The 13631-nt window shown below is 58.6% G+C and carries 14 protein-coding genes and 3 pseudogenes; 9 read left to right on the top strand and 8 right to left on the bottom strand.

Going from position 1 to position 13631, the window contains the following annotated elements; genetic code table 11:
• A pseudogene (gene tetR(G), locus LOM8899_RS22485) lies at positions 1–229 on the bottom strand (tetracycline resistance transcriptional repressor TetR(G)); the annotation flags it as partial.
• Between the two features lie 103 nt (positions 230–332).
• Here tetR(G) (LOM8899_RS22485) and tet(G) point away from each other — a divergent pair.
• The 3 genes and pseudogenes from tet(G) to LOM8899_RS23805 form a co-directional block, all read left to right on the top strand.
• The gene (gene tet(G) / locus LOM8899_RS22480; RefSeq protein WP_001257840.1) at positions 333–1508 is read left to right on the top strand and encodes a tetracycline efflux MFS transporter Tet(G); all 1176 of its coding nucleotides are present in this window, start codon (positions 333–335) and stop codon (positions 1506–1508) included.
• 89 nt (positions 1509–1597) lie between these two features.
• A complete protein-coding gene (locus LOM8899_RS23810) occupies positions 1598–2521 on the top strand; it encodes a LysR family transcriptional regulator (protein WP_028657710.1) in 924 nt (307 codons plus the stop codon).
• A pseudogene (locus LOM8899_RS23805) lies at positions 2458–2643 on the top strand (DUF3363 domain-containing protein); the annotation flags it as partial. The gene LOM8899_RS23810 and the pseudogene LOM8899_RS23805, both read left to right, overlap by 64 nt.
• 720 nt (positions 2644–3363) lie before the next feature.
• On the opposite strand, the gene LOM8899_RS22465 reads toward LOM8899_RS23805, so the two are convergent.
• From LOM8899_RS22465 to LOM8899_RS22450, 5 genes are all read right to left on the bottom strand, one after another.
• Entirely contained in the window at positions 3364–4719 is a 1356-nt protein-coding gene (locus LOM8899_RS22465; RefSeq protein WP_083392702.1) for an IS1380-like element IS1247 family transposase, read from the bottom strand.
• 54 nt (positions 4720–4773) lie between these two features.
• Positions 4774–4914 carry a hypothetical protein gene (locus LOM8899_RS23540; RefSeq protein ID WP_168770643.1) on the bottom strand — a complete coding sequence of 47 codons (141 nt, stop codon included), beginning with the start codon at positions 4912–4914 and terminating at the stop codon, positions 4774–4776.
• Complete coding sequence (locus LOM8899_RS22460; protein ID WP_093994466.1) at positions 4911–5921, bottom strand: replication initiator protein A; 1011 nt, start codon at positions 5919–5921, stop codon at positions 4911–4913. Before LOM8899_RS22460 ends, LOM8899_RS23540 begins: the two co-directional genes overlap by 4 nt.
• Positions 5922–6189: 268 nt before the next feature.
• Positions 6190–6705 (bottom strand): hypothetical protein, encoded by a 516-nt coding sequence (locus tag LOM8899_RS22455; protein WP_092842510.1) that lies wholly within the window; start codon positions 6703–6705, stop codon positions 6190–6192.
• The gene (locus LOM8899_RS22450) at positions 6702–6959 is read right to left on the bottom strand and encodes a hypothetical protein (RefSeq protein WP_092842511.1); all 258 of its coding nucleotides are present in this window, start codon (positions 6957–6959) and stop codon (positions 6702–6704) included. The genes LOM8899_RS22455 and LOM8899_RS22450 overlap by 4 nt, the downstream gene beginning before the upstream one ends.
• Before the next feature lie 219 nt (positions 6960–7178).
• Here LOM8899_RS22450 and mobQ point away from each other — a divergent pair, with 219 nt between their 5' ends.
• Both mobQ and LOM8899_RS22440 read left to right on the top strand, forming a co-directional pair.
• A complete protein-coding gene (gene mobQ / locus LOM8899_RS22445) occupies positions 7179–8201 on the top strand; it encodes a MobQ family relaxase (protein ID WP_158525105.1) in 1023 nt (340 codons plus the stop codon).
• A gap of 118 nt (positions 8202–8319) precedes the next feature.
• Complete coding sequence (locus tag LOM8899_RS22440) at positions 8320–8769, top strand: hypothetical protein (protein ID WP_092842502.1); 450 nt, start codon at positions 8320–8322, stop codon at positions 8767–8769.
• Positions 8770–8772: 3 nt separating this feature from the next.
• Here the strand turns inward: LOM8899_RS22440 and LOM8899_RS22435 are convergent, their stop codons facing one another.
• The gene (locus LOM8899_RS22435) at positions 8773–9162 is read right to left on the bottom strand and encodes a hypothetical protein (protein WP_092842503.1); all 390 of its coding nucleotides are present in this window, start codon (positions 9160–9162) and stop codon (positions 8773–8775) included.
• Between the two features lie 254 nt (positions 9163–9416).
• Between LOM8899_RS22435 and LOM8899_RS22430 the strand changes: the two genes are divergently transcribed.
• From LOM8899_RS22430 to LOM8899_RS23630, 4 genes and pseudogenes are all read left to right on the top strand, one after another.
• Positions 9417–10115, top strand: a complete 699-nt coding sequence (locus tag LOM8899_RS22430) for an NYN domain-containing protein (protein ID WP_211096264.1) — start codon at positions 9417–9419, stop codon at positions 10113–10115.
• Between the two features lie 121 nt (positions 10116–10236).
• Positions 10237–11469: a DUF3363 domain-containing protein gene (locus LOM8899_RS22425; protein WP_268902885.1), complete on the top strand. Its 1233-nt coding sequence runs from the start codon at positions 10237–10239 to the stop codon at positions 11467–11469.
• 216 nt (positions 11470–11685) lie between these two features.
• Positions 11686–12900 carry a chloramphenicol/florfenicol efflux MFS transporter FloR gene (floR, locus tag LOM8899_RS22420; protein ID WP_093994463.1) on the top strand — a complete coding sequence of 405 codons (1215 nt, stop codon included), beginning with the start codon at positions 11686–11688 and terminating at the stop codon, positions 12898–12900.
• 93 nt (positions 12901–12993) lie between these two features.
• Positions 12994–13110 (top strand): annotated as a pseudogene (locus tag LOM8899_RS23630) (DUF3363 domain-containing protein); the annotation flags it as partial.
• Here LOM8899_RS23630 and tetR(G) (LOM8899_RS22410) read toward each other — a convergent pair.
• Positions 13107–13631 (bottom strand): tetracycline resistance transcriptional repressor TetR(G) (tetR(G), locus tag LOM8899_RS22410; RefSeq protein WP_093994462.1); only part of this gene is annotated, 525 nt, incomplete at its 5' end. The pseudogene LOM8899_RS23630 and the gene tetR(G) (LOM8899_RS22410) sit on opposite strands and share 4 nt — an antisense overlap.

Here is a 13631-nt window from a genome sequence, read left to right as displayed (position 1 = left end):
CCCGCCAGTCCTCATTCTCTTCGGGTAGCGAGCGGGTATGGCGTTCCGCCAGCATCGCCTCGGCGAGCGCATCAAGCAGCGCTCGCTTGTTCTGGAAATGCCAGTAAAGCGCAGGCTGCTGAACCTTGAGGCGTTCAGCGAGCTTCCGCGTCGTCAGGCTGTCCATGCCAACCTCGTTCAACAGCTCTAGCGCCGCCGCGATCACGGTGCCCTTGTCCAGTTTGGTCATTCACGTTCCTTCGCCAGTGCTTGACAATTTATCACCGATAAGTTCTATGTCCATCTCCTTATCGTTGATAAAGTCGCTCCATTGAGCGGCGCTGGAGTTTCAGGTGCGCAGCTCTGCCATCATTGCCCTGCTGATCGTGGGTCTTGACGCCATGGGTCTCGGCCTCATCATGCCCGTCCTTCCGACGCTTCTGCGTGAGCTTGTGCCAGCAGAGCAGGTCGCTGGACACTATGGTGCCTTGCTGTCGCTCTATGCATTGATGCAGGTCGTCTTCGCGCCCATGCTTGGACAGCTTTCGGATTCTTACGGTCGGCGTCCGGTACTTCTGGCTTCTCTTGCAGGAGCCGCAGTCGATTACACGATTATGGCATCAGCGCCGGTCTTATGGGTGCTCTATATCGGCCGACTCGTGTCCGGCGTCACGGGCGCAACCGGAGCTGTAGCAGCCTCAACCATTGCCGATTCGACGGGGGAAGGTTCTCGCGCACGCTGGTTCGGCTACATGGGGGCCTGTTATGGGGCGGGCATGATTGCCGGGCCAGCACTTGGTGGCATGCTCGGTGGTATCTCTGCTCATGCCCCGTTTATCGCCGCCGCCCTTCTCAACGGGTTCGCGTTCCTGCTTGCCTGCATTTTCCTCAAGGAGACTCATCACAGCCATGGCGGGACCGGAAAGCCGGTTCGCATCAAACCATTCGTTCTGTTACGGCTGGATGATGCATTGCGCGGGCTAGGTGCGCTTTTCGCAGTTTTCTTCATTATTCAACTGATCGGCCAAGTGCCTGCAGCCCTATGGGTCATATATGGCGAGGACCGTTTTCAGTGGAACACCGCGACCGTTGGTTTGTCGCTCGCGGCGTTTGGGGCAACACATGCGATCTTCCAAGCGTTTGTTACCGGCCCGCTTTCAAGCCGGCTTGGAGAGCGGCGCACGCTGCTGTTTGGCATGGCTGCGGATGCGACTGGCTTCGTTCTTCTGGCTTTTGCCACGCAGGGATGGATGGTGTTCCCGATTCTGTTGCTGCTTGCCGCCGGGGGTGTTGGCATGCCGGCCTTGCAGGCAATGCTCTCAAACAATGTCAGCAGTAACAAGCAAGGGGCTTTGCAAGGAACGCTAACGAGCCTCACCAATCTAAGCTCTATCGCAGGACCGCTTGGCTTCACAGCACTCTATTCTGCCACCGCCGGGGCATGGAACGGTTGGGTTTGGATTGTCGGCGCGATCCTCTATTTAATATGTCTGCCAATACTACGCAGACCATTCGCAACTTCATTGTGATTTAGTCATGGCGATTTGGCATGCGTAGACTTAGGAGAAATGACGGATTAAATCTGTTGAGCAATCATCTCCTTTCGGGGCGAGTGCCAATGATGACCTTAGTTCACACTCTCGCTGTCGCCGAATATCTCAACTTCCGTCACGCCGCCAACGCGCTCGGCGTTGCACAGTCCAGCGTCAGCGCCCGCGTGAAGGCACTGGAAGAAGACCTCGGCATCCTCTTGTTCGAGCGTCATGCGCGCGGCGTTCGGCTGACCGAGGCCGGACGCCATTTCGTCGAGCGGATAGCCGTAGGTATTGACCAACTCGACCATGCGGTGAAAACCGCCGGCATGGCGGCAGCCGGAGAAAGCGGCCGGCTTCGTATCGGTATCCATGCCCTGATTCCGCATAGCTTCCTCGCAAAGCTGATCGGCCAATACCGCAAGGATTACCCCGATGTTGAAGTCGAGATCGCCGAAGGCCCGGCCCGTGAAGCGGTGGTGCAGCTTCGCGCCGGTAGGTTGGACGTGGCGTTCGTCGCGGGCACGCCCCAACCACCCGACTGCCATTCCCGTCGCACATGGACCGAACCGCTCTTGGCGGTGCTACCGGAACGGCATCCGCTCGCCAAGCGGTCAGCCGTCACATGGCCCGATTTGGCAGGCGAGACGTTCCTTGTCCGGCATGGCGGCACTGGACCGCAGGTTCATAGCCATATCGTGCTACGCCATGCCGAGCGCTGGCCTGCGCCGTCGATCCTGCGCTTCGACGTGGGGCGTGGCACCCTTTTGTCTTTGGTCGGACAGGGCTTTGGCATCACCATCGTCGGCGCGGCCACGGCGCTGTTGCCGACAAACGGCATTGTCTTTTTGCCCTTCACCGACGAGCCGGAGCCGGTCGCCTTCTCGGCTGTCTGGTCGCCGTCCAATCGCAGCGCGGCGCTTCGCAACCTGCTCAGCCTCGCCAACGACATGGGCCGGAAGGTCTGCACGGACTACCGTTCGATACTACCACGGATAGCGAAGGCGTGAGCGACAAGTCCACCGGCACCGTACAATTATCCAGCAGCCAGTTCGCTGTGGTTGAAAAGAGCCATAAATGCACCCTTGTCCCGTGGCGGCCGGTCATCAACCGCCAGCTCAGCAGCGAGGTCTGCGCGGGCAGATAGGACCGGCGCTATAGGATCAATGCTCTATTCGACCTTCCTCTCAAAAGCGTTATCTGACCATCGTTGCGTAGCGAACCGAAGTGTTTGCGGAAGCACAGTCCGGGACTGTTACTGCCATCGCCGGAAAGCGACACTTGCATTAACACCGCCAAAGCCGAATCCGTTGGAACGCCTATCAACCGGCCTTCACAGAATGAACGCAAATCCTGGACTCGAGCACTGTTGCTAACTGACACCCACAGTTATGAAGCTACAAAGTGAGAGGAGAGCATGTTGTCGATCTAGGAGACCCCTGAAATGGCATCTAGAAGCTCTCTAAGGCCCCTCACAGTCCCGACTCCGAGTCTAAGGTGTCACACTTACATGCCCGTAAACCGCCTAGCCTCTGAGGGCTTAAATAGAACGTATCCTACAAAATAGACACAGTGCCATATTTATTTCACATCTACCTCTTGACGAGCTACAACACGACACCCACATTACTCCTGCATTCCCCAAGTGGCGTGTCGTTTGAGGTGAAGATCGCCTGTATCCGAGCGCTAGACAAGGATTTTCTGCCGCAAGCGGCACCTGCGGTCGCGCAGACTGCTGGATCTGGACGGATCAGACCGCGAAGCCGCTGTTTCCTTGCCCAGGGGCGGCGTTTTTCAGCGCAGCGGACAGATCTGTCCAGCCGCTTTCGTTCAGTTTGAGCGTGGATCGCGATCATGCGCATAGCGGTGGCGCTCGCAATCGGCGGATAGCGGCGAGGATGGCGCGTACCATCGTGCCGGTGACAGCGACCTCGGCCAGCTGGAAGGTGATGGTGCGGGCGTGACGGACCACACGTGCCCCGATCTTGATCAGCTTCAGTTGCAGGCTGGTCAACGACCAGTCGGCCATGGCCTCGGGCAGCTCGATGCAGCGCAAGAAGGTGGCCAGGTTGTACGCCAGGGCGTGCAGTTGCAGCCGCACCTCATTGTCGCGGAACTTCCGGCACGACAGCCGCGTCCAGCGAAAGGCGTATTTGCCCTCTTTGATGTGCTGCTCGGCGGTGCCGCGCTGGTTGTAGAACCGCACCACCCAGTCCGGCTCCATCGGCAGGTTGGTGACGATGAAGCCGAAACGCGGGAACAGTTCGCCCGGATGCCATTCGATCTTGGCGATCACCCGGCGTTCCTTGTCCCAGGACGCCGCCTGATACTCGAATTCCTCGAAGAACCGCTTGACCTTGGTCAGTGACGGCCGCCCGACAGGGCGCGTTAGCCGATGCGCGATCTTGTCCTTGAGGACCGCGTTTGCGGGCAGCCGGATGGCGTAGAAGAACCGCGCTTCTTCCAATCGCTCATAGATCGCCGGGATCGCGTAGGCAGCATCGGCCCGGAAGAACCTGCCACCAAGGTCGCGCTCCGCGTAGCGCGCAATGACGGGGTCGAGAACATCACGCCAGCCATCGGCGCTGTGGACGTTGCCATGGCGCAGGGCGCAGCGTTCCAGCATCCCGAACTGGTTGAACAGAAAGTTGGGGTGATAGCAGCTACAGTCGAAATGGCCATTCCAGGCGGACCCTTCCTGGTCGCCATGGGTCGGGCTGACCGAGCTGTCCATGTCCAGAACGATGTACTTCAGCCCGTTACGGTCATGGAACCGGTCGATCCATTGCCCGTTCAGGTCGGCCAGCGCGGCACGGTTCCCGGCCAGAGCCAGCGTCTCGGTCTCGAACCGTCCCATCTGCGATGCCGAGGCCGCTTGTGCATCGACCGCTCTGCCGCCGACAACTTGGCGCATGACCGGATCGCAGGCGAGACGGTTGGCGTCGTTGACATCCTCGTATCCGGCCAGCCGCCCAAAGACTGATTGCCGGAACAGGCCGTCGAGCCGATGGACCGTGTTCTTGCCAGAGCGAGTATCGCGCAGCGCCGCTGACGCCAAATCGGACAACCCGAGCGCGTCATCAAGCTCGCGCATCACCAGAAGGCCGCCGTCGGAACTGAGCTGCGTGCCGCGAAATTCCAGCCGCACGCGAGGGTCGAAATCCACCCGATCTGCCCGTTGCAAGCCCGCACCCTCTGGGTGATCCATAAAACGCGCCCCTCGCAGCCTTCAACACCATGTTTTATATAGGAAATATAATGGTCAGGACAGCGAAATCAGCGCCTTACTTGGGAAATGTGGGGTAAGAGGCGCTAAAGGGCATAGTGGAACAAGCACCATATCGCCCTTGATGCTTTTGTATCCTTCTTCAAATCCGGCCTTAAATTCGTCTTGATTGCTCATCTCAATTTCTCCTGTTTCTTGCAGTAGGCCAAGAATGCCGCACCTTCATTCTTGGGCGGGTTGCCCTTGGCCGTTTCACTCTTGGCGAACGCCAGCCAATCCGATCTCATCGCGTAGTAGTCCCGACCCTTTTCTCTGGCGATATCTCTCGCCTTGTCCTCGGCCCATTCAGGCAGTCGGATATCGGGTAGGAGTTCGCTCTGCGTTGAGCGTGGTCGGAAGATCACCAGGTCATCTTCTGTCAACTCCATGTAATAGAACGGCATGTGATCGTCTTCGATGATCTGACGAATGTTCAGCCGGAATTTCTTCAGGGGGGCGTTGCTGCCGGTCTTTTCCTGAAGCTTAGCGAGGCCGATGTGCCATTTCGACTGGCTACCGCAGTGCTTGCGACCGATCTCATACAGGCGGCGCTCCAGCGGGCGGCGCAGGCGGAAATAGTCGTTCGAGATCGTCACGACCTCGTCGCCCTCAATCGCGCGCATCACCCAGTCAGACAGGATCACCTCGCAGTAGTCGAGCCGCCACTTGCCCTCTTCCTTCATGACAAACCCGCTTCCCGATTCCAGAAGGCTGAAAAAACGTGTTTCGCGCTTGTTCCCCGTCTGAATATCGGTTTGGAAGGTCGTCCCGATGAGCCTCTGGAATGCCTGTTCCAAGCGTTGATACTCGACCCCGCCCGTCTTGCGGTTGGTGGTGATCATTAGCTCACGGGCGCTGAAACGCACTCGTTTGCCGATCTTCTCGCCCCGGTTCTTGCGGTGCATGAGCTGGCTCACGCAGAAGATCAGAATGTCCTTGTCGAAGATTGTGGGCAGGCCGACCCCGGACGGCACGATCTTCAGCCGGTTATCGCCCCCCCGATATTCGAGGTGGCGCATGTCTGGCTTGGTTGCGAGCGAAAACAGCGGATGCTCCATCGAGGCCATGTCGTCCTTCGGCACCACATCGGAAATATCGAGGATGAAGAAGTCCTTCTGGGGGTGTCTGTCTGGGAGCAGGGGCATCCGCTAGCCTTGGTTTAGGTTCGTTACATCAGGAACCAGCATCAAGCAGCGAAGCAGGTCCGTCAAGTTCGTTATATTAGGACCCGCCGTGAAGCCAAATCCATTCGTTACTTTCGGAACCAGAATTCGTTACTTTCGGAACCAGAATTCGTTACTTTCGGAACCTTACAAGTTAGTTTCTCTTATGGTATCAGTGAGTTAATGGAGATTTTTGGCCCCGTAACATACTCCGTAGGTAACACTATTAACACTAGGCGTTGCCTGTGGATCATTCGCTAATCTGGAACACGCAGAACTTGCCGTTCTGCTGATCTGCAATGAACCCATCCTGGCGGGTGCAGGCCCAATCCAGCCCCATGAGTTGGACGCTGTCCGCAAAATCCCGGCCCAGGTAGTAATCGAACACTACCACGGAAGCCAAAGCGCCTGTGGCAAGCCCTGTAAGGGCTGAGAAAGCCATCAGGAGCCAGACGTTGCGCCTACGGGCCAGAACTGTGCCTGAGGCCGCTCTACGGGCCTCTGAGAGGCTGCGCACGGCATCATCAACCTTCTCCTGCATCTCACGGGCGGTCTGATCCAGAGAATGGGCCAGACGGGACGCGCCTTCCCTGCCCCCTTGCGAGGCTGCGTTCTGGACCCCCGCGATTTTTTCCGCGTTGTCCTCCAGTGCGGCTTGCAGGTGCTTGAGCCGTTCTTCCGTGATCTGGCGCTTCTTCACATCGGCGATCTCGACCCGCAGCAGGGTAAGGGTATCAGTCAGGGTCTTGATGGGGTCGTTGCTCATGCCTGGTCGTCTCCGATGAATTTCCGCAGCTCATCCAGCAGGGGTGCGGCGTCCTGTTTGTCCACGGCCCGTGTCAGCGAGGTTTCCAGCAACCGGACCAGGTAGCGGGCCAGCTTTTTGTCTTTGAAGGCCGCAGGGATGATGGTCGCGCCGACAATGATCTTTCGGCGAGTGTCTTTTGTCCGCTTCTTGGTCTTGAGCCTCTGGACCCTGTTCTCGGCCTCGGCGATTTGCTGGTCGATGGTTCGGGGCATCAGAGTTGCGAGGTCCTGTTCTGGGTGCTACGGTAAAAACACTTTAAGTGCTCACTTATACATTGCCAAGGCAATGTGTGAGGTCTCAACGGGGTAAACCCCAAGGCGACGCCATTCCCCTTTGCCGCAAGCGGCAACATGGGGCGGCGCTTCGCCCGCCCCAAACCCCACCAGACCAGGGCATTGCCCTGGACCAACCGCACAGGCTCACCCGCTCCGATGGCGATCTATCATTTCTCCGCAAAGATGATCTCCCGCAGCACAGGGCGCAGTGCCGTTGCCGCCGCCGCCTACCGGACAGCCGAGCGCATCGAGGATCACCGCCAAGGGTTGGAGCATGATTACTCCAACCGCACCGGCGTCCTGCACACCGAGATCCTCGCCCCTGACGGCACACCCGAAGCCCTGAGGGATCGGGCCACGTTGTGGAACGCCGTCGAGCAGGTGGAGCGGCGCAAGGACGCCCAGCTTGCTCGCGAGGTGACGGTCGCCCTGCCCCACGAGCTGACGGACGCACAACGGGCTTCTCTGGTGCGATCCTTCGTGCAATCCGCCTTTGTCGATCGGGGCATGATTGCCGATGTGGCTTTGCACGCCCCCGGAAGGGAGGGGGACGAACGCAACCATCACGCCCACATCATGCTGACCACCCGTTCCATCGGCGCAGACGGCTTTGAGGGCAAGGACCGCTCATGGAACAGCAAGGAGCTGCTGGCGGACTGGCGCGAGAGTTGGGCCGATCATGCCAACGCCTATCTGCGCGAGATCGAGGTCGGGCGCGAGATCGACCATCGCAGCCTTGAGGCACAGCGGGAAGAAAAGCTGGACCTTAAGGAACGGGCGCTTGAACGCGGCGACGACAGGGCCGCCCACGAGCTGGAGATTGAGGCTGTGGAGCTGGACCGCGATCCCCTGCCGGACATTGGCTGGAAGGCGTGGGGCATGGAGCGGCGCGGCATCCAGACCACCGCAGGCGATCTATGGCGCGATGCTTACGGGCGGCTGGAACAGGTCCGCGAAGTGGTGTCCGGTCTGCGCGAACGTTTTGCCGAGACCTATGCCCGTGTGCGGGAGGTGGCCGAGCATTCCCTGAACGGGTTGGCCGAGGCGTTGCGTGGCGCGGACTTCTCGACGCTTGAGGCCGCGCATGAGCAGGTCAGGGAAAGCGACAGGGAGGCAGAACGCAGCATCGAGCAGGACCGCGATATCAGCCGTGAAAGAGATGATGGGTTCAGCTTGTGAACACCTAAAGCGGCGGCTGAAAACTCTGGCCTTCCTTGCTTGGGTGGTTTTCGGCTAAACTAGCCGAAAACCGGTAGGAAGTTCGTCTCAGACCTCCTGTATAAGGCAGAGCAGAACCATGGTAAAATTATCTTTGAATAAGGCTGCAAAGGAGGCTGGGGTTGCCAAGTCCACCTTGCTTGATGCCTTGAATGCTGGGCGAATGAGCGCAGAAAAGAACGAAAAGGGGCATTGGGAGATCGATCCTTCTGAGCTTTTCAGGGTGTTCTCTAAAACCAGTTCTGCCGAACGCGAAAGACCGTTTCCGACCCCATTGGAAAACCATCAAAAAACTACCCAAAACAGCGCTTTGGAGATCGAAGTTAAGATGCTCCGAGAGCAGATCGAGCGGATGGACTCGGAACGGGATCGCGAGCGTTCTCAACTCACCGACCAGATCGAGGCATTGAAAGAGCAGGCTGAGCGTCAGAGCGCCGATCATAGGCAGGCTTTGGCTGCGTTGACTGATCAGCGCGAGAGGGCAGCAGAACAGCCCAAGCGCGGCCTCTGGGCGCGTCTTCTGGGGTAGTGTCTAGTCGGCAGGGGCGATGCCTCGCCACCGACCACGGCTAACGTTCTCGATCAGGCCTTTCGATTTCATACGGTGAAGGTGCGTTCGAAAGGTGTTTTCTTTCAATTCGAAGTTTGCCAGCCTCGCCACCGAAAAAAGCTGCCTGGAAGTCATTGGCTTTGTGGTCTGTTCAAGAGCGGCAAGCACTCGCTGCTCTACCAGAACTCGGCTTGCACTGTTCTTTCGGCTGACGTCTCGTAAGTGGTGGTTTTCCCAACGCGCCTTGATGAGCTGACGCCTCAGCGCGTCGCGCTCAGCTGTCAGCTCTTTCAGCTTGAGTTCGATGGCCTCAATCTCTTGTTGCAGCCGCCGCTCATAGTAGCTCGTGGTCGAGCTGTCTTCGTCAGGCAACGTTTCATTTCCTATTTTGCAACAAACTAGCCGCCATGTATCACGTTCAAATCATTGTTTCAATTGTAGATTACGTATTGACATTGGCGCCAACGTCTCTTAGCAACAACTGTTAACAGTTGTTGCTAAGAGACGTTGAATCTGAAACATCGGTTGTTGCGATTTTCATTGATTCTTAACACATCGACCGCCATATGAGCTTTAAACCCACCTACGGCGTGCCGTAGGCTCAAAAGCTGCGGCGGAGCAATCCAATGCAGCTTTTGCTTTTTTGGGCGTGTGGGATGAGAACAATAATTTATGTAGATGGGTTCAACCTCTACTATCGAGCACTGAAGTATAATCCTCAATTGAAGTGGCTGAACGTAAAGGCGTTGGCAGAAGACGTTCTTTCGTCTGAGAACGTTATTACTGCAGTTAAATACTACACTGCGCGCGTCTCAGCCCGAATTGATCCAGATGCCCCAAGACGGCAGCAAATCTATTTTGATGCGCTTGAGACCATTCCAGAGCTCGAAATTTTTCAGGGAAAATTTCTAGTTACAAAACCCTATGCTGCTCTTGCCCCTCCGCCGCAAAATGGGAAGTCCCCCTTTAAGCCGTGGCCGACTGTCGTGCGGATTATCAAAACAGAAGAGAAGGGCAGCGATGTGAACTTGGGGGCGCACCTAGTTCGAGATGCGTTCACCAATGCGTTTGACGTTGCTGTTGTTCTCTCAAATGATACCGACCTTTGCGAGCCGATCCGCATTGTCGTCGAGGAGCTGCAAAAGCCTGTTGGCATCATATGCCCTGCTGAGAACGTCGCTAACGACTTGCAGGACGTGGCGTCCTTTGTTCGTCATATCAGCCATAGCCGCTTAGCGAGGTCACAGTTTCCGAATCCTGTTGTTGATACGAACGGCCAAGAACTTCACAAGCCCACAGCTTGGGTGGAGCAAGACGGCGATTAACGGCGCGTTAGCGCCCCCCCTGCCGCTTTTATTCCAGCTTTCAGACCTTCACGAAAAGGAGTTGAGCCGAGGGGCGTAAGCCGAAATCGACCAAGACCGCTTGACCCGGATCGACCGCGCCATGGCCGAAGAAGCCGATGCCCGCTTCCTCGACCTGCGCCATGAGCCGGCTGCACCACGCCGCCAGTTCGAGCGGACGTTACGCCTGCGCAGGCTCGCCAAGCTGGAGAAGATGGGGCTGGCGACCGAGCACGCGCCCGCCGTTTGGGAATTGAGCAAGAACATGGAGCCAGCCCTGCGCGAGCTAGGCGAGCGTGGCGACATTATCCGCACCATGCAGAAGGCGCTCGGTGCGGAAGGTGGCGAGCGCGATCCCATGAGTTTTCAAATCCATGACGGAGCGCCCGAGACGCCCATCGTCGGTCGCGTCGTTGACAAGCACCTGTCCGACGAGTTGGGGGAGAACCTAACAGTCATGGTGGACGGGATCGACGGCAGGACGCACCACATCGCCGGCCTCGCGCCCGAGCGGCTGGAGGACGCCCGCATCGGCAGCGTCGTCCAGATCGGCCCGGCCGAGGTGACGGCCCGGCCGTCCGACCGCACCATCACCGCCATCGCCGAGGACGGCATCTATCGGCCGAGCCGCCATCTGGAGCAGGCGAAGTTCGAGGGCCGCGTTCCCGGCGGTGACTACGAGGGCTATGTCGATGCCCATGTGCGCCGGCTGGAGGCATTGCGTCGCGCCGGGATCGTCGAGCGGATCGATGCGGATCAATGGCGTATCCCTGACGATCTGGCTAGCCGTGCCGCTGCCCATGACGCCGGCCGCGACCGGCAGGCCAGTGTTCGCGTCCTTTCTCCCGTCAATCTGGACAGGCAGATCGGATCGGACGGCGCGACCTGGCTGGACCGGAGGCTGATCCATGGCGAGACGGCCGACCTTGCCCCGACCGGCTTCGGCCAGCAGGTGCGCGAGGCTATGGACCAGCGCCGCGAGCATCATATCGAGCAGCGTGACGCCACGCGCAGCCGGGACGGCCGAATCTTCTACCGGCGCAATCTTCTCGCCACCCTGCGCGAGCGGGAAGTTGCGCGCGCCGGTGCGGAGATGGCCGAGGGCAAGGCGCTGCCGTTCCGCGCCGCCAAGGATGGTGAGAGTGTCAGCGGCAAGTTCACCGGGACTGTCCAGCTAACGAGCGGCAAGTTCGCCATCGTGGAAAAGAGCCACGAGTTCACCCTTGTCCCGTGGCGGCCGATCATCGACCGCCAGCTCGGCCGCGAGGTCGCGGGTATCATGCAGGGCGGTTCGGTGTCGTGGCAGTTAGGGCGGCAGCGGGGGTTGGGGCTATAGGAGCCAACGATACCGCATTGCAACGCAACAACTAATTCGATAAGAGCTGCTATTCAATTTCGTAATCGTGGAGCCATCAGCATGGGAAATTCCAAGTCAGCAGACAAGTAAGCCGCAACATCAGAATTGTTGTTGCGGCGCTCTGTAAGACCAATCCCATCTGATTGCTGACGAGCAGACGCTGCCCGGTATCCTTAATCGAGCGGTTGATTCGTCATGACCACCACACGCCCCGCGTGGGCCTATACGCTGCCGGCAGCCTTGCTGCTTATGGCTCCCTTCGACATCCTCGCCTCGCTGGCGATGGATATTTATCTTCCAGTCGTTCCGGCGATGCCGGGCGTCCTGAACACGACTCCATCCATAATCCAACTCACGTTGAGCCTCTACATGGTGATGCTCGGTGTGGGCCAAGTGATCTTTGGGCCACTCTCCGATCGCGTCGGGCGACGGCCGATCCTGCTTGTAGGCGCAACGGCTTTCGTTGCTGCGTCTCTGGGAGCGGCTTGTTCTTCAACTGCATTAGCCTTTGTTGCGTTTCGTCTGGTTCAGGCTGTTGGAGCATCGGCCATGCTGGTGGCCACCTTCGCGACCGTGCGCGACGTATATGCCAATCGTCCCGAAGGTGCCGTCATCTACGGCCTTTTCAGTTCGATGCTGGCGTTCGTGCCTGCGCTCGGCCCTATAGCCGGTGCGCTGATCGGCGAGTTTTGGGGATGGCAGGCGATCTTCATCACACTGGCTGCACTGGCTTCGCTCGCACTCTTAAACGCCAGTTTCAGGTGGCATGAAACCCGACCGTTGGATCAGGCCAGAACGCAACGATCTGTTTTGCCGATCTTCGCGAGTCCGGCCTTTTGGGTTTACACGGTCGGATTTAGTGCCGGCATGGGCACATTCTTCGTTTTCTTCTCGACAGCCCCCCGTGTTCTCATAGGCCAAGCCGGCTATTCCGAGATCGGATTTAGCTTGGCCTTCGCGACTGTCGCGCTGGTCATGGTCACGACAACCCGCTTCGCAAAGTCCTTCGTTGCCAAATGGGGTATCGCGGGATGCGTAGCGCGCGGGATGGCGTTGCTCGTTTCCGGCGCGATCCTGTTGGGGATCGGCCAACTTTTCGGATCGCCGTCATTTTTCAGCTTCATCCTGCCGATGTGGGTTGTCGCGGTCGGCATTGTCTTCACGGTGTCCGTTACCGCCAACGGCGCACTTGCGCAGTTCGACGACATCGCTGGATCAGCGGTTGCGTTCTACTTCTGCATCCAAAGCCTGATAGTCAGTATCGTCGGGACATTGGCGGTGACGCTGGTAAACGGCGATACAGCGTGGCCCGTGATTTGTTACGCCACGGCAATGGCAGTGCTGGTGTCGTTGGGGCTGGCGCTCCTTCGATCCCGTGATGCTGCCACCGAGAAGTCGCCAGTCGTCTAGCCGACGACTGGAAGCAAGCCCGCTCCGATGCGGCGCAATAATCTTCGAAACCTCGTGAATGGCGGTATCCTGTCTGGCAAGATACCGCTCATTTCCCTTGTCCCGTGGCGGCCGGTCATCGACCGCCAGCTCGGCCGTGAGGTCATGGGCATCGTGCAAAGCGGATCGGTGTCGTGGCAGTTGGGGCGGCAAAGGGGCATAAGCCTCTAATCTGTTGTAGATGAACGCAGCCGCTCGAAACCAGCGATGAGGCTGTCGAGTCCGAAGTTGAACGCAGCATCCATGCCGTCTGTTTCCAACTCGTGAAACAGATCGTGCAGGAAGGACGACGGTGCTTGCTCGGACACATCTGGCCTGTCCGGAACTCTCTCATCGGCATCAGATGCCTGCTGCTCGAGAACGGAACCGACCACATAGTGACTGACCGCCCGGAGCGCCCAAACGGCGCGCTTCGGACAAAAGCCCTCCGCGCAGAGAAAGCGTATTTGCGTCTCGGCGGTGCCAAAATTCGGTTCTGTCGGTCGAGTGCCGGCATGGATACGCGCGCCGTCGCGATAAGAGAGCAACGCCGTTCTGAAGCTCAGGGCATTCTCTTTCAGGAACACCCGCCAGTCCTCATTCTCTTCGGGTAGCGAGCGGGTATGGCGTTCCGCCAGCATCGCCTCGGCGAGCGCATCAAGCAGCGCTCGCTTGTTCTGGAAATGCCAGTAAAGCGCAGGCTGCTGAACCTT

It is taken from the genome of Flavimaricola marinus (genome assembly GCF_900184895.1).
Lineage (GTDB): Bacteria > Pseudomonadota > Alphaproteobacteria > Rhodobacterales > Rhodobacteraceae > Flavimaricola > Flavimaricola marinus.
The sequence above is the reverse complement of the archived record's forward strand: the minus strand, read 5'-3'. Positions and strand labels throughout refer to the sequence as shown.

Coding starts and splice junctions, on each gene's coding strand:
- LOM8899_RS23540 (WP_168770643.1), bottom strand. CDS start 4,914: ATGAGCAATCAAGACGAATTTAAGGCCGGATTTGAAGAAGGATACAAA.
- LOM8899_RS22460 (WP_093994466.1), bottom strand. CDS start 5,921: ATGCCCCTGCTCCCAGACAGACACCCCCAGAAGGACTTCTTCATCCTC.
- mobQ (WP_158525105.1), top strand. CDS start 7,179: ATGGCGATCTATCATTTCTCCGCAAAGATGATCTCCCGCAGCACAGGG.
- LOM8899_RS22425 (WP_268902885.1), top strand. CDS start 10,237: ATGGCCGAAGAAGCCGATGCCCGCTTCCTCGACCTGCGCCATGAGCCG.
- LOM8899_RS22455 (WP_092842510.1), bottom strand. CDS start 6,705: ATGAGCAACGACCCCATCAAGACCCTGACTGATACCCTTACCCTGCTG.
- floR (WP_093994463.1), top strand. CDS start 11,686: ATGACCACCACACGCCCCGCGTGGGCCTATACGCTGCCGGCAGCCTTG.
- LOM8899_RS22450 (WP_092842511.1), bottom strand. CDS start 6,959: ATGCCCCGAACCATCGACCAGCAAATCGCCGAGGCCGAGAACAGGGTC.
- LOM8899_RS22465 (WP_083392702.1), bottom strand. CDS start 4,719: ATGGATCACCCAGAGGGTGCGGGCTTGCAACGGGCAGATCGGGTGGAT.
- LOM8899_RS23810 (WP_028657710.1), top strand. CDS start 1,598: ATGATGACCTTAGTTCACACTCTCGCTGTCGCCGAATATCTCAACTTC.
- LOM8899_RS22440 (WP_092842502.1), top strand. CDS start 8,320: ATGGTAAAATTATCTTTGAATAAGGCTGCAAAGGAGGCTGGGGTTGCC.
- LOM8899_RS22430 (WP_211096264.1), top strand. CDS start 9,417: ATGCAGCTTTTGCTTTTTTGGGCGTGTGGGATGAGAACAATAATTTAT.